Source organism: Rubritepida flocculans DSM 14296 (assembly GCF_000425365.1).
GTDB classification, from domain to species: domain Bacteria; phylum Pseudomonadota; class Alphaproteobacteria; order Acetobacterales; family Acetobacteraceae; genus Roseococcus; species Roseococcus flocculans.
The window spans coordinates 158,781-185,653 of sequence record NZ_AUDH01000004.1; the positions used below are offsets into that span (position 1 = coordinate 158,781).

The following is a 26,873-nucleotide window of genomic DNA, read 5'->3' on the forward strand; positions in this document are numbered from 1 at the left end:
GCAACACTCCCGGCGAGGGCCAAAATCGCCTTTTCCGACAAGGGAGATCGGAAAAACTGTTGTGCAGCGCAGCAAATACGTCTTGAATCCTGACCTGCGCGCCGCATAGTGCGGATCAAAGCGGGAATCGCGGCACGGCCCATCCACCTGATCCGCTTCCCCACGCCGGGGAAGCGGACCGATCTGGAGACTGAGGGATCCGATGCACCGTCGCCGCCTCCTCGCCGCCGCCCTCGCCGCCCCCGCCTTTCTTCGCGCCGCCCCTGCTCGCGCCCTCGAACCTGTGGACGTGGAGCTGGTGCTCGCGGTCGATGTCTCGCGTTCGGTGGACGCCGAGGAGATGGAGATGCAGTTCAAGGGCTATGCCGCCGCCTTTCGCGACCAGCGCATGATCGAGGCATTGACCCGCGGCCCGCTGGGGCAGATCGCCGTGACCCTCTTCACTTGGTCCGACTGGAACATCCAGGAGCATCTGATTCCCTGGATGAAGCTCGACGGCGCCGAGGCCTGCGAGCGCTTCGCCCGCGCGGTGGACGCCGCCCCGCGCCGGACGCACCTCTACACCTCCATCTCCGGGGCCATCGACTTCGCCGCTCGCCTGTTCGGCCAAGGCTATGAGGGCACGCGGCGGGTGGTGGACATCTCAGGCGATGGCATCAACAACTCCGGCCGCGACGTGGAACTCGCCCGGCGAGACGCGCTGGAACAGGGCATCGTGCTCAACGGCCTTGCGGTTCTCGACCGCACGCCACCGCCACCGGGGCTCGGTCTGCAGCAGCCCTTGGACGAGTATTTCCGCGAGCGTGTGATCGGCGGGCCGGGCGCTTTCCTCATGGTCGCGGAGGGCTATGAGGCCTTCGAGCAGGCAGTGCGCTGCAAGATCATTCGGGAAATCGCCCTCGCCCCTGTGCCCGGGCCTGAGGTGGAGCGGGCCTTCGCCTGAATGGCCAAACGTATGGAACACGCCAAGTGGGCAGGCGGCTGGTTGCCGAAACAAAAGCTTACCAGCCGCCGCTCCGTGCGACGCTACCGGGCTCGTCGCACCGGGCGAGGCTCCTCGGCGCGGACCTCGACGCGCCGGCTCTCCACGCTTTCGAAGCCCGGAATCGGGCCGCGCGAGATGATGCGGATGCGCTGCGGCGGAACGCCCTTTTCCACCAGGGTGTCGCGCACGATCTGGGCCCGCAGCCGCGAGAGAAGCCGGTTCGCTTCGCCCGACCCGCGCGGGGCGGTGTAGCCGATCACGAGCACATTCTGCCGCGGATGCTCGCGCGCGATCTGCGCCACGCGCGTCAGCCCCTCCATCGCAGGTTCCTGGATGGCGGCCGACCATGCCTCGAAGAACACGACGAAGGCGCGGTCGCTCGGCACATCCGTACCGGGGGCCGGCACGGGCGGTGTGGCGGGCGGCCCTGCGGCGGGCTGATCGCCGACAAGGGTGGGGCTCGGGAAGCGCGTCTCGGAGACCGGCTGGGTGCAGGCGGAGAGCAGGCCGAGCAGCGCCGCGACGCCTGCCGCCTGGATCCTGCCCCTGGAGATGCTGTGCGCGCTGGGCATGGCTTCGCCTCCTCGGATTCGCGACGCTCCTTGTGCCGCGCCCGGCCGCGCCTGTCACCTCGCCTTGACCGGCGCGCCGCGATGGCCAAGCTGCCGGGCCATGAGCGCGATCCTCGACGACGGCACCGCCTACCCCCGCGACTTCCTCGGTTATGGGGCGCATCCGCCGGATCCGAAATGGCCGAATGGGGCCCGCCTCGCCCTCTCCTTCGTGCTGAACTACGAGGAGGGGGGCGAGAACACGGTGCTCAACGGCGATGCCGGCAGCGAAATCTACCTGCACGAAGTCCCCGGCGGCGCACCGCTGATCGGCGCGCGCAACCGTACGGTCGAGAGCCAGTTCGACTACGGCGCGCGCGCCGGCGTCTGGCGGGTGCTGCGCCTCTTCGCCGAGCGCGGCTTGCGCCTCACCGTCTATGCGGTGGGCCGGGCGCTGGAACTCAACCCGACAGTGGCGCGCGCTTTTGCCGAACAGGGCCATGAGGTGGCGAGCCATGGCTGGCGCTGGATCGACTACCACGCGGTGCCGGAGGCGCAGGAGCGCGCGGAGATCGCCCGCTGCGTGGAAACCATCGAGCGGCTCTGCGGGCGGCGGCCGGTGGGCTGGTACACGGGGCGGATCTCGCCCAACACGCGCCGTCTCGTCGCCGAGCACGGCGGCTTCCTCTACGACAGCGACGCCTATGACGACGACCTGCCGCATTATGTGAATGTCGCGGGCAAGCCGCATCTCATCCTGCCATACACGCTCGACAACAACGACATGAAGTTCGCGGTTCCGCCCGGTTTCGGCGATCCGGATGGCTTCGAGCGCCACTTGCGCGACGCCTTCGACCTGCTGCGTGCGGAGGGCGGGCGCATGATGAGCGTCGGCCTGCACTGCCGCCTGGTGGGGCGGCCGGGCCGGGCCGCGGCGCTGGCGCGCTTCCTCGACCATGTGCGCGCGGCCGGCGATGTCTGGGTGGCGACGCGCGAGGAAATCGCGCGCCACTGGTGGGCCACTCACCCGCCGGGCAGATAGGCGGCCCAGGGCCTGGGGCGGCGCGGCGCGCGCGCCGGCCAGGGCTCGGTCCAGAGCGGGTCCAGATTCGGGTTCCAGAAGGGATCGTTGTCGAGCACAACGCCCCAGCGCGCGCGCATGGTCGCGCATTCGGCCTGGAAACGGGCGCGCTTCTCGGGCGTGTCCTCGGCGCCGCGACTGACGGATTCGAGGTGGAACAGCGCCACCTCGCCCATGTAGAGGTTGCGCAGCCCCGCCGCGCGCAGCTTGAGACAGAAATCCACGTCGTTGAAGGCGACGCGCAGCGCCTTGGCGTCCATCCCGCCCACCGCGAGGTAATGCTCCCGGCGCACCAAGAGGCAGGCGGCGGTGACCACGCTGACCTCGCGTGTGATGCCCATCCAGCCGAACGGGCCTGGATCATTGCCCGGGCTGCCGGCCGAGAGATGCGCCGCGATGGCGTCGCGCCGCGCGCCGATGCCTGTCACCACCCCGCCATGCTGAAGCCGCCCGTCCGCGTAGAGCAGGCGCGCACCCACGGCGCCAATGGTCGGATCGGCGGCCTTCGCCACCATGCGGGCGAGCCAGTCGGGCTGGATCACCTCCGTGTCGTTGTTCAGCAGCAGCAGAAACTCGCCGCGCGCCTCGGCCGCGGCGGCGTTGTTGAGTAGCGGGTAGTTGAAAGGCCCGGGCATGGGCAGGACCCGCAGGCGCGGATCGCGCGCGAGCTCGGCGAAGAGCGCGCGGGTTTCGGGCTCGCGGCTGTCGTTGTCCACCACCAGCACCTCGAGTGCCGGATACTCCGTGCGGTGCAGCAACCCCTCGAGCGCCGCGCGCAGCAGCCCCGCTCGGTCGCGCGTGGGGATGATCACGCTGACCAGCGGCGCGGACCGGGGCAGGGCAGGGGAGATGCGGTGGAGCAGCGGCGCGAGCGGGGCGGCGTCCACCTCGGCCGCCACGCCGATGGCGTCGAGATGCGCCCGCAGGGCGCGGCGCGAGGCGTCGCTGTGCGCGCGGTCCTCGGCCTCCGGCGTCGGAGCGGCATGGCAGAGGATGGCGGGGATGCGGCGGAAGGCGCCGGCCCCCTTCGCCGCGAGTAGGCGCAGCGCGAGGTCATGCGCCTCGGCCGGCGCGAAGGCGGGGCGCAAACCGCCCAGGGCCAGCATTGTCTCGCGCCGGAAGGCGGCCAGGTGGCGCATGGGGTCCATCGCACGCAGCAGATCGGGGTCAAAGCCTGGCCGAAACATCGGAGCGCAGCGCCCGGCCCGTGGGTCGAGCCGATCCTCGTCGGCATAGAGCGCGGCGAGGTGCCGCTCCTCCTCCGCGGCAATGGCGATTTCATAAAGCGCCTCGGGCGCGAGCCTGTCGCCGGCGCGCAGCAGCACCACCCATTCGCCGCGCGCCGCCAGCAGCCTGGCCTGCGGGTCCCCGGGGGGCAGCAGCTCCCATTCCGGCCAGAGCTGCGCGGCGAGGGAGGCGCTGCTCGCCTCTCGCCCGCCCGGGCGCGCTGCCTCGCCCAGCAGCAGGACCGAGATGAGCGGGCGGCGCGGCAGGGCGGCGATGTGCCGGGCGATGGCGGCCTTGTCCTGGGCGGCGCGGGCGGCCTCGGCGCGCAGGCGACGGCGATAGGCGCGCTCGAAGCCGGTGGGCAGAAGCCCGCCGAACAGCGGGCGCCTGGGCCAGCGTGCGATGGCGAACCGGGCGCTCACCCAGCGGCGGTAGAGCGGAAGCAGCGCCGCCCACAGGCGCGGCCGGCGCGCCACCGCGCGGCGCAACGCCTCGAAGGACAAGGACATGGCGGCGAGCTATCGCGCCCGCGCCCGTCCCCGTCAAACCCGGGGCGCGGCCTCTACTCGTTGTCCTCCGTGAAGCGGTTGGCGAGGCCCGCGAGCGCCGCGCCCAGGATCGGCGCCACCCAGAACAGCCAGAGCTGCTGCAGGGCCAGCCCGCCCGCAAAGACCGCGGGCCCGGTGGAGCGCGCCGGGTTCACGCTCGTGTTCGTCACCGGGATGGTGACGAGATGGATCAACGTCAGGCACAGCCCGATGGCGAGCGGGGCGAAGCCCGCCGGCGCCTTCCGCGAGGTGGCGCCCAGGATGACCATCAGGAAGAGGAAGGTGAACACCATCTCGGTCAGGAAGGCCGCGGCCATGGAATAACCGCCCGGCGAGGCGCTCTCGTAGCCGTTCTGCGCGAGGCCCTTGGCGGCCGGATCCCAGCCGCCGGGCTGACCGGAGACGATGAACCACAGGATCATGGCCGCAAGGATGGCGCCCGCCACCTGGCTGATGATGTAGGGAATGGCCTCGTCGGGATCCATGCGTCCGGCGGCGGCCACGCCGATCGTCACGGCGGGATTGAAATGCCCGCCTGAGACATGCCCCAGCGCATAGGCCATGGTGAGGACGGTGAGGCCGAAGGCGAGGGAGACGCCGACGAGGCCGATGCCCACCTCGGGGAATTTGGCGGCGATGACGGCGCTGCCGCATCCGCCGAGCACCAGCCAGAAGGTGCCGAGGAACTCGACACCGAGCTTGCGGAACATGCTGTTTCCTCCATCGCCGGGGATGTCATTCGGTATTTACACATAAACTGTCAGGACGAAAAGAATGGCTGTATGACAGGCCGTTGAGAATAGCCAGCCGGCGGGCGGAAGCACGGCGGCGGCGGCTCCGGGCCCGTCCATGGGCCGCAATGTCGGGCAGGTGCCGGAGGCGCGCGGTGCTGTCCGGCGCCATCCCGGCCCTTCTTCCGACAAGCCAGGCGGCCCGCGCCGGATCCGCCCGCTTGCGGCGCCTGGCGGCCGCTGCTATCGTTCCAGTATGGCCAGCGCCCCGATCCGGGTTGTCTCTTCCGCCCCGGCGTATCGCCGGGCGTACGCGCTCGCCCTGCTCCTTCCGCTTCGACTTCTCCGCCCCTGGGCGTGAGGCGACGCCGCGTGCCGCGGCCCGCTCCTCCCAGGGGATCACTTGAAGCGGACACCTCATCGAAGCGAGCCTGACACCATGCCCATCACGCACCCTTCCTTCGGCGCCCTGGCCGAGGATCGCGTCATCATTTTCGACACCACCCTGCGCGACGGCGAGCAGTCGCCTGGCTTCTCCATGAACCTCGAGGAGAAGCTGCGCATGGCCGAGGCGCTGGCCGAACTCGGCGTGGACGTGATGGAGGCGGGCTTTCCCATCGCCTCCATCGGCGATTTCGAGAGCGTGGAGGCCATCGCGAAGCGGTTTGCCAAGGACGGCCCCGTGGTCTGCGGCCTGGCGCGCACCGCGCCGGCCGACATCTTGCGCGCCGCCGAGGCGGTGAAGCCCGCCGCGCGCAAGCGCATCCACACCTTCGTCTCCACCAGCCCGCTGCACATGCGCGTGAAGCTCCGCCTGGAGCCCGAGCAGGTGCTGGAGCTGGTGACCAGCAGCGTCACCCTCGCACGCCAGCACACCGACGACGTGGAGTGGTCGGCCGAGGATGGCACGCGCACGGAGCATGATTTCCTCTGCCGCTGCGTCGAGGCCGCGATCAAGGCGGGCGCCACCACGATCAACATCCCCGACACGGTGGGCTACGCCGTGCCGGAGGACATGTTCGCCCTGTTCACCATGCTGCGCACCCGCGTGCCGGGGGCCGATCAGGTGATCTTCTCCACCCACAACCACAATGACCTCGGCCTCGCGGTGGCCAACACGCTGGCCGCGATCCGCGCCGGCGCGCGCCAGGTGGAGTGCACCATCAACGGCATCGGCGAGCGCGCGGGCAACGCCTCGCTCGAGGAGGCGGTGATGGCCCTGCGCACCCGCCATGACGCGGTGCCGGTGAGCAACAACATCGTCACGACGAAGCTGCTGCGCACCTCGAAGCTGCTCGCCGCCACCACGGGCTTCGACGTGCAGCCCAACAAGGCCATCGTCGGCCGCAACGCCTTCGCGCACGAGAGCGGCATCCACCAGGACGGCGTGCTGAAGGACGCCTCCACCTACGAGATCATGACGCCCGAGAGCGTGGGCTGGACGAAGAACTCCCTCGTGCTCGGCAAGCATTCGGGCCGCGCCGCCTTCCGCGACCGCCTGAAGGCGCTGGGCTACGAGATCGGCGACAACCAGCTCAACGACGCCTTCAAGCGCTTCAAGGATCTCGCGGACCGCAAGAAGGTCGTCTACGACGAGGACATCGCCGCCCTGGTGGACGACGAGGTGGGCCGCGCGCATGAGCGCATCCGCCTCATCGGACTGCACGTCACGACCGGCATGGGCGCCAAGCCCATGGCCAGCATCACGCTGGAGGTGGACGGCGAGCGGCGCGATGGCATGTCCACCGGCGACGGCGCGGTGGATGCCACCTTCAACGCCCTGCGCCAGGCCTTCCCGCACGAGGTGAACCTCAAGCTCTATGCGGTGCAGAGCGTCACCGGCGGCACGGACGCGCAGGCGCGCGTCACGGTGCGGCTGGAAGAGAAGGGCAAGCTGGTGGATGGGCAGGGGGCGGACACCTGCACCATCGTGGCCTCCGCCCGGGCCTATGTGCATGCGCTCAACAAGCTGCTGGTGAAGCGCGAGCGGACGGAGCCGCCGGCCGTGCTGCGGGCCTGAGCGGACACGGGCGGCGGCGGGCCTGCCCTGCCGCCGCCGGAGCGGGAATGCGTTTCCGCGGCAGGCCTCTTCGCGCTAGCCTCCCGCCGCAGCCGGCGGGAGGCCCGCGATGAGCGTTCCCTACGTCACCCTGATCCGCCCCATGGCCGCGCGGCTCGCGGCCGAGCACCGCATCCCCGGCGGCGCGGCGGCCGAGGCCATGCTGATCGCCATCGGCCTGCAGGAAAGCCGCTTTCGCCATCGCGACCAGGTGGTGCCCGGCAAGAAGCCGGGAGAGCTCGGCCCTGCCACCGGCTTCTGGCAGTTCGAACGGGGCGGGGGTGTGCGCGGGGTGATGCAGCACCCCGCGAGCCGCGGCCCCGCGAAGCTGCTGACGCTGGAGGCCGGGCTGCCCTGGGAGGCGGAGGCGATCTGGCGCAGCTTCGCCGGCGCCGAGGGCGATGAGCTGGCCTGCGCCTTCGCCCGGCTGCTGCTGTTCACCGATCCCGCCCCCCTGCCCAAGCCCGATGCCGGGCAGGAGGAGGCGGCCTGGGCCTGCTACCTGCGCAACTGGCGCCCGGGCAAGCCGCACCGCAAGAGCTGGGGCCCCTTTTGGGCCGAGGCGCTCGGCCTCGTGCTGGGCTGACCCGGGGGCAGGCCCGGGCCCCGGGGAGGGCCAAGCTTGCCCCATCCCCCCCGAGCGGCTAGGCATCGGCGCTTCCGCACCGCACCCCAGACGCAAGGTCCATCCCGCATGTTTGCACGCCTGTTCGGCTTCCTCTCCGCCGACATGGCCATCGACCTCGGCACGGCGAACACCCTCGTCTACGTGAAGGGGCGCGGCATCGTGCTGAACGAGCCCTCGGTGGTGGCGATCTCCGACAACCGCGGCCGCAAGCAGGTGCTGGCCGTGGGCGAGGAGGCCAAGCAGATGCTCGGCCGCACGCCCGGCAACATCGCCGCCATCCGCCCGCTGAGGGACGGCGTGATCGCCGATTTCGAGGTGGCGGAGGAGATGATCAAGCACTTCATCCGCAAGGTGCACAACCGGCGCAGCTTCACCTCGCCGCTCATCATCGTCTGCGTGCCCTCGGGCAGCACGGCGGTGGAGCGGCGCGCCATCCAGGAGAGCGCCGAGAGCGCCGGCGCGCGCAAGGTGCTGCTGATCGAGGAGCCGATGGCGGCCGCGATCGGCGCCGGCCTGCCCGTGACCGAGCCCTCCGGCTCCATGGTCGTGGACATCGGCGGCGGCACCACCGAGGTCGCGGTGATCAGCCTCGGCGGCATCGTCTATGCCCGCAGCGTGCGCGTGGGGGGCGACAAGATGGACGAGGCGATCATCAGCTACGTCCGGCGCACCCACAACCTGCTGATCGGCGAAAGCTCGGCCGAGCGGATCAAGATGGAGATCGGCGCCGCCTCGCCCCCCTATGAGGGCGAGGAGGGGCCGATGACCGAGGTGAAGGGGCGCGAGCTGATGAACGGCGTCCCGCGCGAGGTGGTGGTCAGCCAGCGCGAGATCGCCTTCGCGCTGAACGAGCCGGTGACGCAGATCGTGGACGCGGTGAAGGTGGCGCTCGAGAACACGCCGCCCGAGCTGGCGGCCGACATCGTGGACAAGGGCATCGTGCTCACCGGCGGCGGCGCGCTGCTGACGCGGCTCGACGAAGTGCTCAGGGATGCGACAGGCCTGCCCGTCGTGGTGGCGGAGGAGCCGCTGAACTGCGTGGCGCTCGGCACCGGGCGGGCGCTGGAGGAGATCAAACGGCTTCGCCAGGTGCTCTCGTCCATGTATTAAGGCGGGCCGCCGGGGCACCGGCGCCCGCTCCGCTCCCGGCCGCCCGCTGGCGGCGGCCGCTCGTCTCTGAACGGCGTCTCGAACCGATGGGGGGCTCTTGATCCGTCTCAGCATCCCGTTGCGGCAGGCCCTGGCGCGGCTCTCGCTGCCCGTGCTCATCGCCGTCGCCTTCGGCACGATGCTGCTGGGCAAGGCGGATGCGCTGCTGGTCGAGCGCGCGCGCATGGCGCTGGCGGATGCCCTCTCGCCCGTCTGGACGGCGGCGCAGCAGCCCGTGACCGCCGTGCGCCGCGCCATCGCGGAGGGCGAGGCGCTGATGAAGCTGCGCGCGGAGAACGCGCGCCTCGTCGAGGAGAACGAGCGGCTGCACCGCTGGCAGGCGGCGGCGCTGGCGCTGGAGGCGGAGAACACGCTGCTGCGCCGCCAGCTCGCCTGGATCCCCGATCCCGCGCCGCAGTTCCGCACCGCCCGGGTGGTGGCCGATGCGGGCGGCACCTACGCGCGCGCCGTGCTGCTCGCCGCCGGGCCGCAGCACAACATCCGCAAGGGGCAGATCGCCCTCGACGAGCGCGGCTTCGCCGGGCGGGTGACGGAGGTGGGCGCGCGCTCGGCGCGGGTGCTGCTCGCCACCGACATCAACAGCCGCGTCCCCGTCACGCTGGAGGGCTCGCGCGCGCGCGCCATCATGGTGGGCAACAACCAGGCCCGCCCGCGGCTGCAGCATTGGCCCGAGGGCAGCCTGCCGCGCGAGGGGGAGCGGGTGGTGACGAGCGCCGAGGCCGGCGCCTTCCCCGCGGGGCTGCCGGTGGGCGTGGTGCGCTGGACCGAGAGCGGCGCGGCGGAGGTGGAGCTCTTCGCCCAGCTCGACCGGCTGGACGTGCTGCGCCTGTTCGACTTCGGCCTCGCGGGCATTCTGCCCCCCGAGGCGGTGGCCCGGCCCGAACCGCGCGGCCGGCGGTGATCCCCATGGCCTCGACACCGGGGCCCAAGGGCCGCCCCGAGCCGCCGATGGGGCTGATGCGCAGGCTCGACGCCGCCTTGCGCGCCGCCTTTCCGGCGGTGTTCGCGGCCGCGCTGATGGTGCTGGGCGCGACCCCGGTGGGCGTCCCGGGGCTGATGATGGCCGCCGCCCTGCCCTGCGTCTTCTTCTGGAGCATCTTCCGGCCGGCCGCCATGCCCGCGCCGGTGGTGTTCGTGCTCGGCCTGCTGCTCGATCTTCTCTCCTTCACGCCCATGGGCATCGGCGTGCTGACCCTGCTGCTGGTGCATGGCGTCGCCTTCCGGGCACGTGAGGTGCTGGCGCGCACCTCCTTCCTCCTCGGCTGGCTTGCCTTCTGCGTGGTCGCGGCGGGGGCGGCGGTGCTCGGCTGGGTGCTGCAGGCGCTGCTCGGCTGGCAGTGGCCCGCCCCCATGCCAGGGCTGCACATGTTCGGCGTGGCGGTGGGCCTCTATCCGGGGCTCGCCTGGATCCTCACCCGCGCGCACATGGCGATGCGCCGCGCCGAAGGGGCCGCGCCATGAGGCCTGGGCGTGGCTGGGGCGGCGGGTCATGAAATGGCCGCGCATCTGGCGCCGCCGCGAGAAGGGAGGAATCGCCAATTTCTCCATGCGCGGCGTGAAGCTCGAGGAGGAGCGCCGCCGCGCCGTCTTCACCCGTCGGGCGCTGGTGCTGGGCGGGCTGCAGCTCGGCGCCTTCGGCTTTCTCGGCTGGCGGCTCTACCGGCTGCAGGTGGAGCAGGGCGCGCGTTTCGCGACCCTGGCCGAGGAGAACCGCCTCTCAGCGCGGCTGCTCTCCCCCCCGCGCGGGCGGGTGCTCGACCGCAACGGCCGCGTGGTGGCGGGGAACCGGTTGAACTGGCGGGCGCTCCTGGTCGCCGAGCAGACCTCGGACGTGAACGCGACGCTCGAGACCTTCCATCGCATCGTTCCTCTAGCCGAGCATGAGCGCGCGCGCATCGAGCGCGAGGTGCGCCGCCGCCGCCGCTTCGTCCCCGTGATCGTGCGCGAGTTCCTGACCTGGGAGGAGATGGCGCGCATCGAGGTGAACGCGCCGGATTTGCCGGGTATCCTGACCGATGTCGGCACCACACGCATCTATCCGGAGGGCGAGCACCTCGCGCACATCGTGGGCTATGTGGCGCCTCCGGCCGAGCGCGACATGGACGGCGACCCGCTGCTGCAGCTTCCCGGCATCAGGGTAGGCCGGGCGGGCATAGAGCGCCATCACGATCAGGTGCTGCGCGGGCGTGCGGGGGCGGTGCAGCTCGAGGTGAACGCCGTGGGGCGGGTGATCCGGGAGCTTGACCGGCGCGAGGGCGTGCCGGGCCAGGATGTCGAGATCACCATCGACACGGAGCTGCAGAAGACCATCCGCGGCAAGATCGAGGAGGGCACCTCGGTCGTCGTGATGAACGCGCGCAACGGCGAGGTACTGGCGATGGCGAGCCAGCCCTCCTTCGACCCGAACATTTTTAATGCGGGCGTCACCGCCGCGCAGTGGCGGCAATGGACGTCCGGGCGCTCCACCCCGCTCATCAACAAGACGACGAACGGGCTCTATGCGCCGGGCTCCACCTTTAAGATGGTGGTGGCGCTGGCGGCGCTGGAGGCCAGGGTCACCACTCCCTTCGAGCGCGTGGTCTGCCCCGGCCACTACGACCTCGGCGAGACTCGCTTCCACTGCTGGAACCGCAACGGCCACGGTGCGGTGGACATGCGGACCTCCGTGAAGGTCTCCTGCGACGTCTACTATTACGAGATGGCGAAGCGGCTCGGCATCAACCGCATCGCGGCGATGGCGCGGCGCTTCGGTTTGGGGGTGGACCTCGACATCGAGCTGCCCGGCACACGGCGCGGCCTCGTGCCCACGCGGGAGTGGCGAGAGGCGCAGGGGCGGCCCTGGGCGCTGGGCGACACCATCGTGCACGGCATCGGTCAGGGCTTCTATCAGCTTACGCCCCTTAGCCTCTGCGTGATGACGGCGCGGCTCGCCTCGGGCCGTGCTGTGCAGCCGCATCTGACGCGTGCCATCGGCGGACGGCCGGTGCGCGGCTCGCGCCCCGAGGACTGGCCCTCCATGGGCATCCCCGAGCGCGACCTGCGTCTGATGCGCGATGCGATGTGGTCCGTGGTGAACGAGGGGGGCGGGACGGCCCAGGCCTCACGCTTGCCGGGCGGCTTCGGGATGATGGCGGGCAAGACGGGCACCACCCAGGTGCGGCGCGTCAGCCGCGAGCAGCGCGAGCGCGGCTTCAACGTCGCCACCCTGCCGCGCGAGTGGCGGCCGCATGCGCTGTTCGTGGGATATGCCCCGCACGACAACCCGCTTTATGCCGTGAGCGTGGTGGTGGAGCACGGCACTTCCGGCTCGGGGGCGGCGGCTCCGCTCGCCCGCGATGTTCTGGTGGATACCTTCAACCGCTTCCGGGCGGCTCCGCCCGGGCCGCGCGTCGCCGATGCGGCGCGCGGAGGGTGAGGGCCCTGGTGATGTGCCCGGGTGTCTTGATGGCGCGGCGCAGCCAAGGCCGCGAAGGCGGCCGCCCGGCGCCTGAGGGCGCAACGAAATGATCTCCTCCTCCTCCCTTTTCGAGCGCCGGTTGCTGGCGCGCGACCGCGGCGCGGGGGTGCTGCGCAAGCTCTGGTCCATCCCCTGGCTTTTCGTCCTGCTGCTCTGCGCCATCGCGGGCATCGGCTACGTGGCGCTGACCTCGGCGGGTTCGGGCAATGCCGATCTCTACGCCAACCGCCACGCGCTGCGCTTCGGCTTTTGTCTGGTGATGATGCTGTGCATCGCTTTCGTGGACATCCGGCTCATCGCCGCTCTGGCGCCGCTCGGCTATCTCGTGGGGGTCGGGCTGCTCGTGTTGGTGGCGCTGCACGGGCAGGTGGGGGGAGGCGCGCAGCGCTGGATCAATCTCGGGCCCTTCCAGCTTCAGCCCTCGGAGCTGATGAAGATCATGCTGGTGCTGGCTCTCGCCGCCTGGTTCCACCGCGCGAGCTGGGAGCGCGTGGGCAATCCCTTCTTCCTGCTGCCGCCGCTGCTGCTCGTCGCGGTGCCGGTGGTGCTGATCTACAAGCAGCCGAACCTCGGCACCTCGCTGATCACGCTGGCGCTCGGGGGCGTGGTGTTCTGGGCCTCGGGCGTGCGCTGGTGGAAGTTCGCGGGCGTGATCGCGGGGGCCGCGGCGGCCGCGCCCATCGTCTATGCCAACCTGCGCGACTACCAGCGCGCGCGAATCACCACCTTCCTCGACCCGGAGAGCGACCCGCTGGGGGCGGGCTACAACATCATCCAGTCGAAGATCGCGCTCGGGTCGGGCGGCGTCTGGGGCAAGGGGTTTCTCCAGGGCACTCAGGGCCACCTGAACTTCCTGCCGGAGAAGGAGACGGACTTCATCTTCACGATGATCGCCGAAGAGTTCGGCCTCGTGGGAGCGCTCGTCACGCTCTTCCTCCTCCTCTGCGTGGTGGCCTTCTGCCTGCTGGTGGCGCTGCGCTGCCGGCACCAGTTCGGGCGGCTGCTTGCCATCGGGCTCGGCGCCAACTGGTTCTTCTATGTCTTCGTGAACGTGGCGATGGTGACCGGCAGCATCCCCGTGGGCGGCGTTCCGCTGCCGCTGATCAGCCATGGCGGCTCGGCCATGCTCACCACCATGCTCGGCTTCGGGCTGCTGATCGCCGTCTGGGTCCAGCGCGACCTGGAGTTCGGCGTGGCGCGGGACTGAAGCACCGCCCTGGACGCGCCCCGCACGGGGCGGCATCGTCGCGCGACAAGGCAGAGGAATCCCATGCCCGCCCCCATCCGCGTCCACAGCTGGCCCACCCCGAATGGCCACAAGGTCCACATCCTGCTGGAGGAGCTCGGCCTGCCCTATGAGGTGGTGCCCGTGAACATCGGCGCGGGCGAGCAGTTCCGGCCGGAGTTCCTGGCCATCACGCCCAACCACCGCATTCCCGCCATCGAGGATCCCGAGGGCCCCGAGGGCCGGCCCCTCGCGCTGTTCGAGAGCGGGGCCATCCTCATCTATCTCTGCGAGAAGACCGGCTCCTCCCTGCTGCCGGCTGCGGGCGAGGCGCGCCACCTCTGCCTGCAGTGGCTCATGTTCCAGATGGGCGGGGTGGGCCCGATGTTCGGCCAGTACAACCACTTCGCGGCCTATGCGCCGGAGAAGATCCCCTACGCCATCACGCGCTACGCGAACGAGGTGCAGCGCCTGCACCGGGTGCTGGAGAAGCGCCTCGCGCAGAGCGCCTACCTCGCGGGGCCGGACTACACCATCGCCGACATCGCGACCTTCCCCTGGGTCCGCAACCCGGACCGGCGCGGGATTGATCTCGCGCATTTCCCTTCCGTGAAACGCTGGCACGATGCCATCGCCGCCCGCGCCGCCGTGCAGCGCGGGGTGGCGGTGTTGGCCGATCGCCAGCGCCAGGGACCGATGAGCGAGGAGGAACGCGAGAACATGTTCGGCGCCACGCAGTTCAAGGCCCGCTGAGGATGGCAGAGATAGACCACATCGTGCTCGGCGCCCGCACCCTGGAGGAGGGCGCGGCCTTCGTCGAGCAGCATTTCGGCGTGAAGCCGCAGCCCGGCGGCCAGCATGAGGGGGCGGGCACGCACAACATGCTCTTGGGCCTTGGCCCAGACTGCTACCTCGAGATCATCGCCGCCGACCCCTCGCAGCCCGAGCCGCCGCATCCGCGGCTGTTCGACCTGGACGACCCCGGGGTGAAGACCATGCTGGAGGCGGAGCCCCGGCTCCTGGCCTGGGTGGCGCGGACCACGGCCATGGATGCGCTGATGGCGCGGCTCGGCCCGCGCGGGGGCGAGGTGCGGGAGATGCGCCGCGGCGACCTGCACTGGCGCATGGCCCTGCCGCCGCAGCGCCAGGATCTGGACAACCTGATCCCGCCGATGATCGAGTGGAAGGGCGAACGCGCCGGAAAACGCTTGCGCGACAGCCACTTCCGCCTGGTCGAACTGCTGGCCGAGCACCCGGAGGCCGATGCGGTGAAGGCCGCTCTTGCCGAGCGCGGGCTCGGGGAGGCGCTGGTCGTCAAGCGCGGCGCGCATCCCCGCCTCGTCGCCCGGCTGCGGGGGCCGGAAGGACGGGATGTGACCCTCACCTCCGGTTGAGGCGTCAGGATCGGCTGCGGCGATGGCGTGTATCGAAGAGCTTCCACTCCCTCAGCCGCGGCCGCCGTGCTATCGCCATGTCATGCAGGAGCAGGCGGACAACGGGATCGGCATCACGCGCAGGGTGGGCGCAGCCCGCCGGTCAGCGTGCGGGGCGGGGCGTGTAGCGCCACACGCTGGCCGGCGGGAAATTCAGCGGCGTCCAGGCCAGCCGTTTCGCCGCGAGGCCGAGCTTGCCATAGGGCAGGGGCGAGGTGATGCAGTAGGTGTAGAGCAGGAAGCCCTTGCCCGGGGCGACGCTCTCCACCGCCTCCACGAAGGCACGCTGGCGTTCGAGCGGCAGCAGCACCAGCGGGATGCCGCAGATCGCCGTGCCGATCCGCCCATGCAGGTGTTCGGGCAGGGCGTTCTTCAGATCGAAGGCGTCGCCGCAGATCACGTTCACGCCGGGCAGGGCTTCGCGGAGGAAGTCGGCCATCTCGGGCACGATCTCGACCACCGTCAGCTTGTGCGCGGGCACGCCCGAGGCGAGCAGCGCGGCCGAGACGACGCCGGTGCCGGCGCCCAGTTCCAGAACATGCTCCTCCGGGCCGCGCTGCACCGCGGCCGCGATGCGCCGGCACAGCGCCGGCGAGGAGGGGATGATCGAGCCCATCTGCAGCGGGTTGCGCAGCCAGCGGCGGAAGAAGAGCGCGCTGTTGGCCGTCTCAGCCGGCTTGCTGAAGGTGATGTCGGACACGGGGCACTCCTGTTGCGGTCGCGCGAGGCCCCGGGGCGGCGGTGGGGGAGTTTCGGCGCATGACGGCGCGCATCCTCGCGGTGGACGACATCGCCACCAACCTCCGCCTGCTCGAGGCCAAGCTCCAGGCCGAGTATTACGAAGTGCTGCTCGCCTCCAGCGGTCCGGAGGCGTTGCACATCGCTTTCACGCAATTGCCAGACGTCATTCTTCTGGATGTCATGATGCCGGGGATGGATGGCTATGAAGTGTGCAGGGCGCTGAAAGCGGACCCGCGCACCCAGCACATCCCCGTCGTCATGATCACCGCGCTGACCGACACGGTGGAGCGCGTGCGTGGCCTGGAGGCCGGGGCGGACGACTTCCTCTCCAAGCCGGTGGACAACGCCACCCTCTTCGCCCGGCTGCGGGCGCTGCTGCGGGTCAAGCAGGTGCAGGACGCCTGGCGGCTGCGCACGGAGACGGTGCGCGAGCTCGGCATCGAGAGCGGGGCGGAGCCCACCCCTTCGGTGGAGGGCGCCCGCGCCCTGGTGCTGGGCGCCGACGCGGACGAGGCGCAGCGCGTGCGCGAAGCCCTGCTGGCGGATGGTTTCCTGGTCTATCCGGTCCAGACCGCCGAGGAGGCGCTGCGCCGCCTCTCCCAGGGCGACCTGGACGTGGCGCTGCTGGCGCTCGGCACGGACCCGAGCGAGGTGCTGCGCCTCGCCTCCCGCCTGCGGGCCCAGAACGCGACCCGCGATCTGCCGGTGATCCTGCTGGCCGACGCGCAGCAGAAGGAGGAGGTGCTGCGCGGATTCGACCTCGGCGCCAACGATCACTGCTTCCGCCCGCTCGACCCCAATGAGCTGCGCGCGCGCGCGCGCAACCAGGTGCGCCGCAAGCGGTATCAGGAGCGGTTGCGCGCGGATCTCGACCGCTCGCTGGAGCTGGCGGTGACGGATCAGCTTACCGGGCTGCGCAACCGCCGCTATGTGCGCCGGCATCTGGACAGCCTCCTGCGCACCGAGAATGCCGCCGTTCTGATCCTCGACATCGACAAGTTCAAGTCCATCAACGACACCTACGGCCACAACATGGGGGATGCGGCGCTGCGCGAGGTGGCCGAGCGGCTGCGCGAGCAGCTCCGCGCCGCCGACGTGGTGGCGCGCTATGGCGGCGAGGAATTCCTGGCGGTGCTGGCAGGGGCGGAGGCGCCCGAAGCAATGCGCGTGGCCGAGCGACTGCGCGCCACCGTGGCGGCGAAGCCGGTGACGGCGGAGGGACACAGCATCCCCGTCACCCTCAGCATCGGCGTGGCGGTCGGCAAGGCGGGAACGCCCGCGGACCGACTCATCGGCGCGGCGGACGCAGCCCTGTATCGCGCCAAGCGCGATGGCCGGAACCGGGCCTATCTGGCGACCGAAGAGGAAATGGAGCGCGCGGCGGCCGAATAGCTCGTGCCGCCCGCGCCCACGGGGGTTACTTGATCTTGCCCTCGCGGAAGAGGACGTGCTTGCGCGCCACGGGGTCGTATTTCTTCAGTTCGAGCTTGCCGGTCGCGGTGCGGGTGTTCTTCTTCGTCACGTAGAAGTAGCCGGTGTCGGCCGTGCTCACGAGCTTGATGAGGATGGTATTGGCCTTTGCCATGTCTGCTGCCGCCTGAATTCGGATCGGGAAGAGGCGCGCTTATCGGCCAGGGCGGGCCTCGGGGTCAAGCCTTGCGCCTGCGTCGCGCCCCCCGCAGCGGCGCCGCCGCCCCGCCCAGCATCAGTTCGAACAGCAGCGAGCCCGTCTGCCCGTTCGCTTCGACGAGGCGGGCCTCCACCGCCTCGCCCAGGCTCAGCACCTGGCGGCTGCGGCGGCCGATGAGGCGGCGGTTGCCCTCCTCCACCATCCAGAAATCCTGCGGCAGCGCCTTCATGGGCACGAAGCCGGAGGCGCCGGTCTCCTCGAGGGTGACGAAGACGCCGAAGGGGTGGATGCCCGAGATGCGCGCGGCGAAGACGGCCCCCACCCGCTCGGCCAGGTAGGCGGCCAGGTAGCGGTCCACCGCGTCGCGCTCGGCGGCGGCGGCGCGGCGCTCGGTGGCGGTGATGTGCTCGGCGGTGTCGGGGAAGCGGGCGGCCTCGGCTTCCGTGATCCCGTCCGTGCCGAGCTTCAGGCCGCGGATCAGCGCCCGATGCACCAGCAGGTCGGCATAGCGGCGGATGGGCGAGGTGAAATGCGCGTAGCGCGGCAGCGCCAGGCCGAAATGGCCCTGGTTGTCCGGCTCATAGGCCGCCTGGGACTGGCTGCGCAGCACCGTCTCATGGACCATGCGCGCCTCCGGCCGGTCGCGCACGGCCTCCAGCAGCCGCGCGAAATGCGCGGGGCGGATGGACCCCGCATCGGCGAGCGACAGCCCGAGCGTGCCCAGGAACTCGCGCAGCGCGCGCAGCTTCTCGTCGGTGGGCGGGGCGTGGACGCGATACATGCAGGGCTGGCCAAGCCGCTCGAGCTCCTCGGCCGCGCAGACATTCGCGGCCACCATGAACTCCTCGATCAGCCGGTGCGAATCGAGGCGTGCGCGGGGAATGACGCCGGTGACGCGGCCCTTCGCGTCGAGCAGCACGCGCCGCTCGGGCAGGTCGAGATCGAGGGTTCCGCGCCGCTCGCGCGCGCCGAGCAGGGCGCGGAAGGCCCCGTAGAGGCGGGCGATGTGGCCGGGGGCGAGGCCCTCGGGGTCCGTCCCTGCCTCGGCATGGGCCTGCACCTGCTCGTAGGTGAGCCGTGCTGCGGAGCGCATCAGCCCGCGCCCGAAGCGGTGGCCGGTCTTGTGGCCCTTCGCGTCGAAGCGCATCTCGACGAAGAGGCAGCCGCGCTCCTCGCCGGGTTTCAGGCTGCACCAGCCGTTCGAGAGCGGCTCGGGCAGCATGGGCACCACGCGGTCGGGGAAATAGACGCTGTTGCCGCGCGTCCAGGCCTCGCGGTCCAGCGCGGAGCCCGGCTTCACGTAATGCGCGACATCCGCGATGGCGACGAGGATCCGCCAGCCCGCGCCCTCGGGCTCGGCGAAGACGGCATCGTCGAAGTCGCGCGCGTCCTCGCCGTCGATGGTGACGAGGGGGATGTCGCGCAGATCCTTCCGCGAGCCGAGCGGCACGGCGCGGGCGCGCTCGGCCTCGCGCTCCGCCTCGGCGGTGAAGAGCTCGGGGATGCCATGGGCGTGGATGCAGATGAGCGAGACGGAGCGCGGCTCGCCCAGCCTGCCGAGGCGCTCCACGATGCGCGCGGGGCGCAGCCCGAAGCCCGTGGAGGGCAGCGCCTCGGCCAGCACGATCTCGCCGCCATGCGCCCCGCCATCCTCGCCCCGGGGCACCACCCATTCGGCCTTCTGGCGGCGGTCGGTCGGGATGATGCGCCCGTCCTGGAAGACGCCGAGGATGCGCGCGCGCTCGGTGGGGCGGCCGAGGCGCTTGAGCGTGCGCCCCTCGTACTTGTCGCCGCCGAGATGGCGCAGCCGCGCCAGCACCCGCTCGCCGGGGGCGAGCGCCGTCTGGCCGCGCCGCTCGGGGTGCATGTAGATCACGGGCTTGCCGGGCCCGTCCCAGGCCAGGGGCCGCGCGATGGGATCGCCGTCCGGGTCGGTGCCGAAGACCTCCACCACGCCCGTGTCGGGCAGGCGTTCGGGGGCGCGCAGCGTGCGCTTGCCCACGGGGGCCGCGCTCGCCTCCAGCTTCATCTCGGAGAGGAGCTGGCGCAGCGCGGGGCGCTGCTCCGTGGCCAGGCCGAAGTGCCGGGCGATCTCGGTCTTGCCCACCCGGCCTTCGGCGCTGGCGAGGAAGGCGCGGATCTCGGCCTTGGAGGGCAGGGGCGCGGGGCCGGCGGGGGCGCGGCGGGGGGCCTTCACCTGGGCGCGCGGGGCGCGTTTCGGGGCGCGCTTCGGGGCGGGCGAGTCCTCGCCGGCGCGGGGCTTGGCGTTGCTCTTCCTGCCGCGCGCGGCGTGGCCCTTGGCCGGCGGCCCGCGCCGGGCCATCAGCGCGCGCCCTTGCCGGCGGCGGGCTTGCGCGCGGCGGGCTTCTTCGCGCCCGCCTTGGCCGCGGCCGGCTTCTTCGCGGCCGACTTCTTCGCCGCCGGCTTCTTCGCGACGGGCGTCTTGGCCGTGGCCTTGCGCGCGGGCGCGGCGCGGGCCGGCTGGCGCGCCCTCGCGCCCGCCTTCCCGCCCGCCTTGCCCTTGGGCGGCAGCTCCTTGCCCTTCTCGGCGAGGAGCCTGACGGCCTCCTTGAGCGTCACCGCCTCCATCTCCGTCCCGCGCGGCAGGTTGGCCACGCGCGAGCCGTGCAGCAGGAAGGGCCCGAAGCGGCCGCGCCGCACCTCCACCGTCCCGCCCGCGGGGTGCTCGCCCAGGGTGATGCCGCGCGGCTTCGCGTCCGCGAGCAGCGCCACGGCGCGGTTGAGGCCGATGGTCAGCGGGTCGTCGTCCCGGTCGAGGGATTTCGAGAGCGCGCCCATCTTCAAGTAGGGCCCGAAGCGGCCGAGGTTGGAGGTGATCTCCTCGCCCGTCTCGGGATGGCGCCCTACGACGCGCGGCATGGAGAGCAGCGCGAGCGCCTGCTCGAGCGTCATCGTCTCGGGGTCCATGCCGCGCGTGAGGCTCGCGCGGCGGGGCTTGGTGGGCTTACCCTTCTCGTCCGTGCCGGGCTCGCCGAGCTGGGCGTAGATCCCATAGGGCCCGCGGCGCAGCGTCACCTGCTGGCCCGTCGCCGGGTCGGTGCCGAGCACGCGGATGCCCTCGGCGAGCGTCGTGCCCTCGCCCTCGGCGCCGGCCACGGCGAGCGGGCGCGTGTAGCGGCATTCGGGATAGTTCGAGCAGCCGATGAAGGCCCCCGTGCGCCCGAGCCTGAGGCCGAGCCGCCCGCCCGCGCAGGAGGGGCAGGCGCGCGGGTCGCCGCCATCGGCGCGGCGGGGGAAGAAATGCGGGCCCAGCTCGGCGTCGAGGCGGTCGATCACGTCGCTGATCTTGAGATCGGCCGTCGCGTCCACCGCGGCGCGGAAATCGCGCCAGAAGGCGCGCATCACCGCCCGCCAGTCCGCCCTCCCGCCCGAAATGTCGTCGAGCTGCTCCTCCAGCGCGGCGGTGAAGCCCGTGTCCACATAGCGCTCGAAGAAGGCGACGAGGAAGGCGGTGACGAGGCGCCCGCGGTCCTCGGGGATGAAGCGGCGCTTCTCGAGCCGGACGTATTGCCGGTCCTGCAGCACTTGCAGGATGGAGGCGTAGGTCGAGGGGCGGCCGATGCCGAGCTCCTCCAGCTTCTTCACGAGGCTCGCCTCGGAATAGCGCGGCGGTGGCTGGGTGAAGTGCTGGCTGGCCGTCACCTCGCCGCGCTTCACCGGCTCGCCTTCGCGCAGCGGCGGCAGGATGCGTGTCTCGTCCTCGTCCTGCGCCGCGTCGTCCACATCCTCACGGTAAAGGCGGAGGAAGCCGTCGAAGGCGATGACGCTGCCGGTGGCGCGCAGCCTCGCCTTGCCCGTCTTCTCCACGAGCTCCACCGTGGTCTGGTCGAGCTCGGCCGACTGCATCTGCGAGGCGACGGCGCGCTTCCAGATGAGTTCGTAGAGCTTCCTCTGCGGCTCGCTGAGGAAGGGCGCCACCTGCTCGGGCGTGCGCGAGACGTCGGTGGGCCGGATCGCCTCGTGCGCCTCCTGCGCGTTCTTGGCCCGGGAGCTGTATTCGCGGGGGGCGGCGGGCAGGTAGTCCTCGCCGAAGGCGTGGCGGATGTGCGCGCGCAGCGCCTGGATGGCCTCGCGCGCCATCTGCACGCCGTCCGTGCGCATGTAGGTGATGAGGCCGACCGTCTCGCCGCCGATGTCCACGCCTTCATAGAGCTGCTGGGCGGTGCGCATGGTCATCTGCGCGCCCATGCCGAGCTTGCGCGAGGCCTCCTGCTGCAGCGTCGAGGTCTGGAAGGGCGGGGGCGGGTGGCGCTTGACGCGCTTCCGCTCGACGGAACCGACGGACCACTCCGCCGCCTCCACGGCGGCCTTGGCGCGCAGCGCCGCCGGCTCGTCGGGCAGATCGAACTGCTCGAGCTTCCGCCCGTCGAGGTGGGTGAGCCGCGCGGTGAAGGGGGCGCCGGCGAGGTTCGCCATGCGCGCCTCGATGGTCCAGTACTCGCGTGCCTGAAAGGCCTCGATCTCGGCCTCGCGCTCGCAGATGAGGCGCAACGCGACGCTCTGCACGCGCCCCGCGGACTTCGAGCCGGGCAGCTTGCGCCACAGCACGGGCGAGAGGGTGAAGCCCACCAGGTAATCGAGCGCGCGGCGGGCGAGATAGGCCTCGATCAGGGGCGTATCGAGGTCGCGCGGGTGGGCGAGGGCGTTCTGCACCGCGCGCTTCGTGATCTCGTTGAAGGTGATGCGGCGCACATCCACGCCGCGCAGGGCACCCTGGCTCGCCAGCATGTCCTTGACGTGCCAGGAGATGGCCTCGCCCTCGCGATCCGGGTCGGTGGCCAGGAAGAGGCGGTTCGCCCCGCGCAGGGCGGCGGCGATGGCCTTCACCTGCTTCTGGCCGCGCTCGTCCGCCTCCCAGTCCATGGCGAAATCCTCCTCGGGGCGGACGGAGCCGTCCTTCGCGGGCAGGTCGCGGACATGGCCGAGGCTGGCGAGCACCTTGAAGCCGGAGCCGAGATATTTCTCGATGGTGCGGGCCTTGGCGGGGCTTTCGACGACGACGACGTCGGGCACGGGCGCTGTCCTTCCAAGGCCCCGATCAGAGCGGGGCCACCCGGTTCCCGGGCAGGGTCTGGATGCGGCCTTCCAGCTCCAGCTCGAGCAGGGCCGCGGCGAGTTGCGAGCGCGATAGCTGGCAGCGGCGGCCCAACTCGTCAACCGAGATCGGCGCGCCAGCCATGGATTCAAGCACTTGGGCCGTGAGTCCGAGGTCAGGAGGCGCTTCCTCCCCCTCCTCCGCCGGAGGTTCGGGCAGCTCCGCGAGGCGCAGCAGCGGGGCGGCGGAGGGGGCGGCGGGCAGATGGTCCAGCACGTCGCTCGCACTTTCCACCAGGCGCGCGCCGCGCTTGATCAGGTCATTCGCGCCCCGGGCGCGCGGGTCGAGCGGGTGGCCGGGCACGGCGTAGAGTTCGCGCCCCGCCTCGGCCGCCAGGCGCGCGGTGATGAGGGTGCCCGACTGCAGCGCCGCCTCGACCACCACCACCCCGAGCGAGAGCCCGGCAACGATACGGTTGCGGCGCGGGAAGTGCCGGGCGAAGGGCGCGGCGCCAAGCGGCGCCTCGGAGAGCACCAGCCCGCCTTCGGCGACGATCCGCGCCTGGAGCTTCGCGTGTTCGGGCGGGTAGGGCCGGTCGAGCCCGCCCGCGATGGCCGCGATCGTCCGCCCGGAGCGGAGCGCCCCCTCATGCGCCGCACCGTCAATGCCGCGCGCGAGGCCCGAGACCACGGCCACGCCGCGCGCGGCGAGCGCATCGGCCAGATCCTCGGCGAAGCGTCGTCCCAGGGCCGAGGCGTTGCGCGCCCCCACCAGCGCCACGGCCGCGGCGTCGAGCGCGGCAAGATCGCCCTCGGCGGCGAGCAGCAGCGGCGCGTCCTCCAGCAAGGCGAGCAGGGGCGGGTAGGGGGCGTGACCGAAAAAGAGGAGATGCGCGCCGCGCCGGGCCAGCGCCTCCATCTCCCGCTGGGCCGAGTCGCGCGGGAAGGCGCGCGGGCCGAGCGCCTCCAGCGCCGCCTCGGGACTGCCATGCCGGGCGAGGAGGCGGCGGTGCAGGGTGGGGCCCACGCCCTCGGTGCGGGCGAGGCGGAACAGGGCCTCCGCGTTCATGCCTGTCGCGCCCCCGGGCGCCGCCTCATCGCTTCTCCCCGATGCGCGGCTCGATGCCCGCCAGCAGGCGACGGATGTTGCCCTCATGCCGCCACGCCACATAGGCGGCGATGACCAGCACGGCGAGGGCGGCGCCGAGCGGCAGCACCAGGAACCCCACGCCCGCCGCCACCGCCATGGCCGAGAGCGCGCCGACCGAGGAGATGCGCGAGGCCGCCGCCGCCGCAAGCCAGCCCGCCGCCGCCGCGACGAAGACGCCCCAGCCCAGCCCCAGCAGCACGCCGAGCGCCGTCGCCACGCCCTTGCCGCCCTTGCCGCCGAGCCAGGGCGGGTGACAATGCCCCAGCACCGCCGCCACGGCCGCAATCGGCGCGGCCGCCGGCCCGAACAGCGTGGCGGCGAGCCAGACGGCGAGCACGCCCTTGCCGAAATCGAGCAGCAGGGTGGCCGCCGCCAGCCCCTTGCGGCCCGTGCGCAGCACGTTGGTCGCGCCGATGTTGCCCGAGCCGATGGCGCGGATGTCGCCCAGCCCCGCCGCGCGCGTCAGCAGCAGCCCGAAGGGGATGGAGCCAAGCAGCGCGGCCAGCAGCGCCGCCGCCCCTCCCGCCAGCGCCTCGCCCATCATCCGAACACGCGCCTCCCGGCCTTGAAGGTGGCGATGACCCGGCCCTCCAGCGCTCGCCCGTCGAAGGGCGAGTTCTGCGCCTTGCCCGGAAGCTGGCCCGCCTTCACCTGCCAGGCGCGCTCCAGCGCGATGAGGCAGAGATCGGCCGGCGCGCCCACGGCCAGCCGCCCTGCCTCGATGCCGAGCAGCGCGGCCGGGCGGCAGGTGAGCAGCGCGAGCGCCGCGGCCAGCGACAGCGCCCCATTGTGCACCTGCGCCAGCGTCACGCCGAGCAGCGTGGCGAGACCCGCCCCCCCTGCCTCGGCCTGGGCGAAGGGCAGGCGCTTGTCGTCCGCGTCGCGCGGCTGGTGGTCGGAGGCGATGGCGTCCAGCGTGCCGTCGGCCAGCGCGGCGAGCACGGCGAGGCGGTCCTCCTCCCGCCTGAGCGGGGGCGAGAGCTTGGCGTAGCTGCGGAAATCCCCGATCGCCGTCTCGTTCAGGTCGAAATAGGGCGGGGCCGTGTCGGCCGTCACGGCCAGGCCCTCGGCCTTGGCGGCGCGGATGAGGTCGAGCGCGGCGGCGGTGCTGACATGGGCGAAATGCACATGCCCGCCGGTGAGGCGGGCCAGCGCGATGTCGCGCGCGACCATGATGGCCTCGGCCGCGGCGGGGATGCCGGGCAGGCCCATGCGGGTGGCGAGCTCGCCCTCCGTCGCCGCGCCGCCGGCGGCGAGGCTCGGCTCCTCGGGATGCTGCACCACCATCGCGCCGAAGGCGCGCGCGTAGGAAAGGGCAAGGCGCATGGTCCGCGCGGAGCCGATGGCGCGCCGACCGTCGGTGAAGGCGATGGCCCCCGCCTCGCGCAGCAGCCCGTATTCCGAGAGTTCCTGCCCCGCGCAGCCCTTGGTGGCCGCCGCATAGGGCAGCAGGCTGACTCTGCCGGTCGCCTCGCCGCGGCGGATCGCGAACTCGATCAGCGCGGGATCGTCCAGCGCGGGGTCCGTATCGGGCAGCAGGCAGAGCGTGGTGATGCCGCCCGCGGCGGCGGCCTCGGCGGCGGAGGCGATGGTCTCGCGGTGTTCGGCCCCGGGCTCGCCCAGCGCGGCACGCATGTCCACGAGGCCGGGGCAGAGCAGCGCCCCCCCGGCGTCCAGCCGCTCCGCCTCATCGGCCGCGGCGCCGGTGAGCGAGGCGATGCGCCCGCCCTCGATGAGCAGCGCGCCCGGCGCGTCGAGGCCCGAGGCCGGGTCGAGCAGCCGGGCATTGGTGATGAGCAGCGGCCTCATGCCACCTCCCGCCGCATGTACACGCGCTCGAAGCCCTTCTCCTGGGCGCGGTGGGTCTCGCGGAAGCCGAGGCGGGCGTAGAGCGCGATGTTCGCCTCCATCCGGGCGTGGGTGTAGAGCGTGACGGCGGGCAGGCCGCGCCGGCGCGCCTCCTCGATCGCGAAGGCGACGAGCCGGCGCCCGAGCCCCCGCCCCTGCGCGGCCGGGGCCACCGCCACATTGTCGAGCAGCAGGGCGTCCGGCTGCGCGACCAGCACGCAGAGCGCCTGGCCCCCCTCGTCCCACCAGAGCTCGCCCGCGGCGATGCGCGCGGCGTAGTCGTCGCCCATCGGGCCGGGCTCGCGCCCGATCACGGGGATCCAGGCGGCATAGGCGGCGCGGACAAGGGCGCGCGCGGCCTCGGCCTCGTCGGGGCGGGCGGGGCGCGGCATCAGGCGTTCCGCCGCAGGCCGCGGGCCAGCACGTCGAGCACGGCCATGCGCACCGCGACCCCCATCTCCACCTGCTCGCCGATCACGCTGCGCTCGGGGTCGTCGGCGATGGCGCTGTCGATCTCCACGCCGCGGTTCATCGGGCCGGGGTGCATCACGATGGCGTCGGGCCGCGCATGCCGCAGCTTCGCCGCGTCCAGCCCGTAGAAGCGGAAGAACTCTCGGGCCGAGGGAACGAGCCCCGCCGCCATGCGCTCGCGCTGCAGGCGCAGCATCATCACCACATCGGCATCCGAGAGGCCCGCGCGCATGTCGTGGTGCACTTCGACGCCGAGCCGCGCCGCGGCGGCGGGGATGAGGGTGGGCGGGCCGACGATCCTCACCCGCGCCCCCATGGCCGAGAGCAGGTGGATGTTGCTGCGCGCCACGCGCGAGTGCAGCACATCCCCGCAGATGGCCACGACGAGCCCCTGCAGCCGCCCCTTGCGGCGGCGGATGGTCAGCGCATCGAGCAGCGCCTGGGTCGGGTGCTCATGGGTGCCGTCGCCGGCATTGATCACCGCCGCATCCACCTTCTGCGCAAGCAGCGCGGGCGCGCCGGACTGCGCGTGGCGCACCACCAGCAGGTCCGTGTTCATGGCGTTCAGCGTGGCGGCGGTGTCGAGCAGCGTTTCGCCTTTGTTCACGCTGCTCGTGCTCACGCTCATGTTCACGATGTCGGCGCCCAGCCGCTTGCCGGCGAGTTCGAAGCTCGTGCGGGTGCGGGTACTGTCCTCGAAGAAGAGGTTGATCAGGGTGCGGCCCTTGAGGAGGTCCCGTTGCGTCTTTCCCTGCCGGTTGAGCAGCGCGTAGGACTCCGCGAGATCAAGCAGCGCCGAGATGTGCGGCGGCTGCAGCCCCTCGATGGCGAGGAGGTGGCGCCCGGGCAGGATCGGATAGGTGAAGCCGCTCATCGCCCCCCT

The 26,873-nt window shown here is 72.0% G+C and carries 24 protein-coding genes; 12 read left to right on the top strand and 12 right to left on the bottom strand.

Annotated features, from left to right (window positions below; genetic code table 11):
- Window positions 1-202 precede the first annotated feature (202 nt).
- A complete protein-coding gene (locus H596_RS0106225) occupies window positions 203-943 on the top strand; it encodes a DUF1194 domain-containing protein (protein WP_027284157.1) in 741 nt (246 codons plus the stop codon).
- A gap of 83 nt (window positions 944-1,026) precedes the next feature.
- Here H596_RS0106225 and H596_RS22790 read toward each other — a convergent pair whose 3' ends face one another.
- A complete protein-coding gene (locus H596_RS22790) occupies window positions 1,027-1,557 on the bottom strand; it encodes an OmpA family protein (protein ID WP_051212478.1) in 531 nt (176 codons plus the stop codon).
- A gap of 100 nt (window positions 1,558-1,657) precedes the next feature.
- Between H596_RS22790 and puuE the strand changes: the two genes are divergently transcribed.
- The gene (gene puuE, locus H596_RS0106235; protein WP_027284158.1) at window positions 1,658-2,578 is read left to right on the top strand and encodes an allantoinase PuuE; all 921 of its coding nucleotides are present in this window, start codon (window positions 1,658-1,660) and stop codon (window positions 2,576-2,578) included.
- Here puuE and H596_RS20360 read toward each other — a convergent pair.
- Together H596_RS20360 and aqpZ are read right to left on the bottom strand one after the other, a co-directional pair.
- Window positions 2,560-4,353, bottom strand: a complete 1,794-nt coding sequence (locus H596_RS20360; RefSeq protein ID WP_051212480.1) for a glycosyltransferase family 2 protein — start codon at window positions 4,351-4,353, stop codon at window positions 2,560-2,562. The two genes, puuE and H596_RS20360, sit on opposite strands and share 19 nt — an antisense overlap.
- A gap of 53 nt (window positions 4,354-4,406) precedes the next feature.
- Window positions 4,407-5,102: an aquaporin Z gene (gene aqpZ, locus H596_RS0106245; RefSeq protein WP_027284159.1), complete on the bottom strand. Its 696-nt coding sequence runs from the start codon at window positions 5,100-5,102 to the stop codon at window positions 4,407-4,409.
- A gap of 460 nt (window positions 5,103-5,562) precedes the next feature.
- On the opposite strand from aqpZ, the gene H596_RS0106250 reads away from it, so the two are divergent.
- The 9 genes from H596_RS0106250 to H596_RS20370 all read left to right on the top strand — a co-directional run bounded on the left by H596_RS0106250 (window position 5,563) and on the right by H596_RS20370 (window position 15,056).
- Window positions 5,563-7,143, top strand: coding sequence for a 2-isopropylmalate synthase (locus tag H596_RS0106250; RefSeq protein WP_027284160.1), 1,581 nt, complete (start codon window positions 5,563-5,565; stop codon window positions 7,141-7,143).
- 109 nt (window positions 7,144-7,252) lie between these two features.
- Window positions 7,253-7,768 (top strand): hypothetical protein, encoded by a 516-nt coding sequence (locus H596_RS0106255; protein ID WP_027284161.1) that lies wholly within the window; start codon window positions 7,253-7,255, stop codon window positions 7,766-7,768.
- 108 nt (window positions 7,769-7,876) lie between these two features.
- Window positions 7,877-8,920, top strand: a complete 1,044-nt coding sequence (locus tag H596_RS0106260) for a rod shape-determining protein (protein WP_027284162.1) — start codon at window positions 7,877-7,879, stop codon at window positions 8,918-8,920.
- Window positions 8,921-9,017: 97 nt separating this feature from the next.
- A complete protein-coding gene (mreC, locus tag H596_RS20365; protein WP_037300233.1) occupies window positions 9,018-9,881 on the top strand; it encodes a rod shape-determining protein MreC in 864 nt (287 codons plus the stop codon).
- Window positions 9,882-9,886: 5 nt separating this feature from the next.
- On the top strand, window positions 9,887-10,441 hold the full coding sequence (gene mreD / locus H596_RS0106270; RefSeq protein WP_027284163.1) for a rod shape-determining protein MreD: 555 nt from the start codon (window positions 9,887-9,889) through the stop codon (window positions 10,439-10,441).
- Between the two features lie 28 nt (window positions 10,442-10,469).
- Window positions 10,470-12,395 (top strand): penicillin-binding protein 2, encoded by a 1,926-nt coding sequence (mrdA, locus tag H596_RS0106275; protein WP_037300235.1) that lies wholly within the window; start codon window positions 10,470-10,472, stop codon window positions 12,393-12,395.
- An 88-nt stretch (window positions 12,396-12,483) separates the two neighbouring features.
- Window positions 12,484-13,644, top strand: coding sequence for a rod shape-determining protein RodA (gene rodA, locus H596_RS0106280; protein ID WP_037300238.1), 1,161 nt, complete (start codon window positions 12,484-12,486; stop codon window positions 13,642-13,644).
- Between the two features lie 63 nt (window positions 13,645-13,707).
- Entirely contained in the window at window positions 13,708-14,415 is a 708-nt protein-coding gene (locus tag H596_RS0106285) for a glutathione S-transferase family protein (RefSeq protein ID WP_027284166.1), read from the top strand.
- Window positions 14,416-14,417: 2 nt separating this feature from the next.
- Window positions 14,418-15,056 carry a VOC family protein gene (locus H596_RS20370; protein WP_037300239.1) on the top strand — a complete coding sequence of 213 codons (639 nt, stop codon included), beginning with the start codon at window positions 14,418-14,420 and terminating at the stop codon, window positions 15,054-15,056.
- 142 nt (window positions 15,057-15,198) lie between these two features.
- On the opposite strand, the gene H596_RS0106295 is transcribed toward H596_RS20370, so the two are convergent.
- Window positions 15,199-15,795, bottom strand: coding sequence for a class I SAM-dependent methyltransferase (locus H596_RS0106295; protein ID WP_027284167.1), 597 nt, complete (start codon window positions 15,793-15,795; stop codon window positions 15,199-15,201).
- Window positions 15,796-15,854: 59 nt separating this feature from the next.
- On the opposite strand from H596_RS0106295, the gene H596_RS0106300 reads away from it, so the two are divergent.
- Window positions 15,855-17,228, top strand: a complete 1,374-nt coding sequence (locus H596_RS0106300) for a PleD family two-component system response regulator (protein ID WP_027284168.1) — start codon at window positions 15,855-15,857, stop codon at window positions 17,226-17,228.
- A gap of 25 nt (window positions 17,229-17,253) precedes the next feature.
- On the opposite strand, the gene rpmG is transcribed toward H596_RS0106300, so the two are convergent.
- From rpmG to H596_RS0106340, 8 genes are all read right to left on the bottom strand, one after another.
- Entirely contained in the window at window positions 17,254-17,421 is a 168-nt protein-coding gene (rpmG, locus tag H596_RS0106305; protein WP_027284169.1) for a 50S ribosomal protein L33, read from the bottom strand.
- A gap of 64 nt (window positions 17,422-17,485) precedes the next feature.
- On the bottom strand, window positions 17,486-19,789 hold the full coding sequence (rnr, locus tag H596_RS20375; RefSeq protein WP_084602594.1) for a ribonuclease R: 2,304 nt from the start codon (window positions 19,787-19,789) through the stop codon (window positions 17,486-17,488).
- Complete coding sequence (gene topA, locus H596_RS0106315) at window positions 19,789-22,500, bottom strand: type I DNA topoisomerase (RefSeq protein ID WP_027284170.1); 2,712 nt, start codon at window positions 22,498-22,500, stop codon at window positions 19,789-19,791. The genes rnr and topA overlap by 1 nt, the downstream gene beginning before the upstream one ends.
- 25 nt (window positions 22,501-22,525) lie before the next feature.
- Window positions 22,526-23,590, bottom strand: a complete 1,065-nt coding sequence (dprA, locus tag H596_RS0106320) for a DNA-processing protein DprA (protein ID WP_027284171.1) — start codon at window positions 23,588-23,590, stop codon at window positions 22,526-22,528.
- A 25-nt stretch (window positions 23,591-23,615) separates the two neighbouring features.
- Window positions 23,616-24,212, bottom strand: a complete 597-nt coding sequence (plsY, locus tag H596_RS0106325) for a glycerol-3-phosphate 1-O-acyltransferase PlsY (RefSeq protein WP_027284172.1) — start codon at window positions 24,210-24,212, stop codon at window positions 23,616-23,618.
- Window positions 24,212-25,480, bottom strand: a complete 1,269-nt coding sequence (locus H596_RS0106330) for a dihydroorotase (protein WP_027284173.1) — start codon at window positions 25,478-25,480, stop codon at window positions 24,212-24,214. Before H596_RS0106330 ends, plsY begins: the two co-directional genes overlap by 1 nt.
- The gene (locus H596_RS0106335) at window positions 25,477-25,911 is read right to left on the bottom strand and encodes a GNAT family N-acetyltransferase (RefSeq protein WP_027284174.1); all 435 of its coding nucleotides are present in this window, start codon (window positions 25,909-25,911) and stop codon (window positions 25,477-25,479) included. Before H596_RS0106335 ends, H596_RS0106330 begins: the two co-directional genes overlap by 4 nt.
- Complete coding sequence (locus tag H596_RS0106340; RefSeq protein ID WP_027284175.1) at window positions 25,911-26,864, bottom strand: aspartate carbamoyltransferase catalytic subunit; 954 nt, start codon at window positions 26,862-26,864, stop codon at window positions 25,911-25,913. Before H596_RS0106340 ends, H596_RS0106335 begins: the two co-directional genes overlap by 1 nt.
- Window positions 26,865-26,873 lie beyond the last annotated feature (9 nt).

What these genes read in the sequence shown, in the direction of transcription:
- puuE (WP_027284158.1), top strand. Translation starts at nt 1,658, where the DNA reads ATGAGCGCGATCCTCGACGACGGCACCGCCTACCCCCGCGACTTCCTC.
- H596_RS0106335 (WP_027284174.1), bottom strand. Translation starts at nt 25,911, where the DNA reads ATGCCGCGCCCCGCCCGCCCCGACGAGGCCGAGGCCGCGCGCGCCCTT.
- H596_RS0106340 (WP_027284175.1), bottom strand. Translation starts at nt 26,864, where the DNA reads ATGAGCGGCTTCACCTATCCGATCCTGCCCGGGCGCCACCTCCTCGCC.
- H596_RS0106225 (WP_027284157.1), top strand. Translation starts at nt 203, where the DNA reads ATGCACCGTCGCCGCCTCCTCGCCGCCGCCCTCGCCGCCCCCGCCTTT.
- H596_RS0106250 (WP_027284160.1), top strand. Translation starts at nt 5,563, where the DNA reads ATGCCCATCACGCACCCTTCCTTCGGCGCCCTGGCCGAGGATCGCGTC.
- plsY (WP_027284172.1), bottom strand. Translation starts at nt 24,212, where the DNA reads ATGGGCGAGGCGCTGGCGGGAGGGGCGGCGGCGCTGCTGGCCGCGCTG.
- H596_RS0106330 (WP_027284173.1), bottom strand. Translation starts at nt 25,480, where the DNA reads ATGAGGCCGCTGCTCATCACCAATGCCCGGCTGCTCGACCCGGCCTCG.
- H596_RS20360 (WP_051212480.1), bottom strand. Translation starts at nt 4,353, where the DNA reads ATGTCCTTGTCCTTCGAGGCGTTGCGCCGCGCGGTGGCGCGCCGGCCG.
- mreD (WP_027284163.1), top strand. Translation starts at nt 9,887, where the DNA reads ATGGCCTCGACACCGGGGCCCAAGGGCCGCCCCGAGCCGCCGATGGGG.
- H596_RS0106285 (WP_027284166.1), top strand. Translation starts at nt 13,708, where the DNA reads ATGCCCGCCCCCATCCGCGTCCACAGCTGGCCCACCCCGAATGGCCAC.
- mrdA (WP_037300235.1), top strand. Translation starts at nt 10,470, where the DNA reads ATGAAATGGCCGCGCATCTGGCGCCGCCGCGAGAAGGGAGGAATCGCC.
- aqpZ (WP_027284159.1), bottom strand. Translation starts at nt 5,102, where the DNA reads ATGTTCCGCAAGCTCGGTGTCGAGTTCCTCGGCACCTTCTGGCTGGTG.
- H596_RS20370 (WP_037300239.1), top strand. Translation starts at nt 14,418, where the DNA reads ATGGCAGAGATAGACCACATCGTGCTCGGCGCCCGCACCCTGGAGGAG.
- rodA (WP_037300238.1), top strand. Translation starts at nt 12,484, where the DNA reads ATGATCTCCTCCTCCTCCCTTTTCGAGCGCCGGTTGCTGGCGCGCGAC.
- H596_RS0106260 (WP_027284162.1), top strand. Translation starts at nt 7,877, where the DNA reads ATGTTTGCACGCCTGTTCGGCTTCCTCTCCGCCGACATGGCCATCGAC.
- dprA (WP_027284171.1), bottom strand. Translation starts at nt 23,590, where the DNA reads ATGAACGCGGAGGCCCTGTTCCGCCTCGCCCGCACCGAGGGCGTGGGC.
- rpmG (WP_027284169.1), bottom strand. Translation starts at nt 17,421, where the DNA reads ATGGCAAAGGCCAATACCATCCTCATCAAGCTCGTGAGCACGGCCGAC.
- H596_RS22790 (WP_051212478.1), bottom strand. Translation starts at nt 1,557, where the DNA reads ATGCCCAGCGCGCACAGCATCTCCAGGGGCAGGATCCAGGCGGCAGGC.
- rnr (WP_084602594.1), bottom strand. Translation starts at nt 19,789, where the DNA reads ATGGCCCGGCGCGGGCCGCCGGCCAAGGGCCACGCCGCGCGCGGCAGG.
- H596_RS0106255 (WP_027284161.1), top strand. Translation starts at nt 7,253, where the DNA reads ATGAGCGTTCCCTACGTCACCCTGATCCGCCCCATGGCCGCGCGGCTC.
- H596_RS0106300 (WP_027284168.1), top strand. Translation starts at nt 15,855, where the DNA reads ATGACGGCGCGCATCCTCGCGGTGGACGACATCGCCACCAACCTCCGC.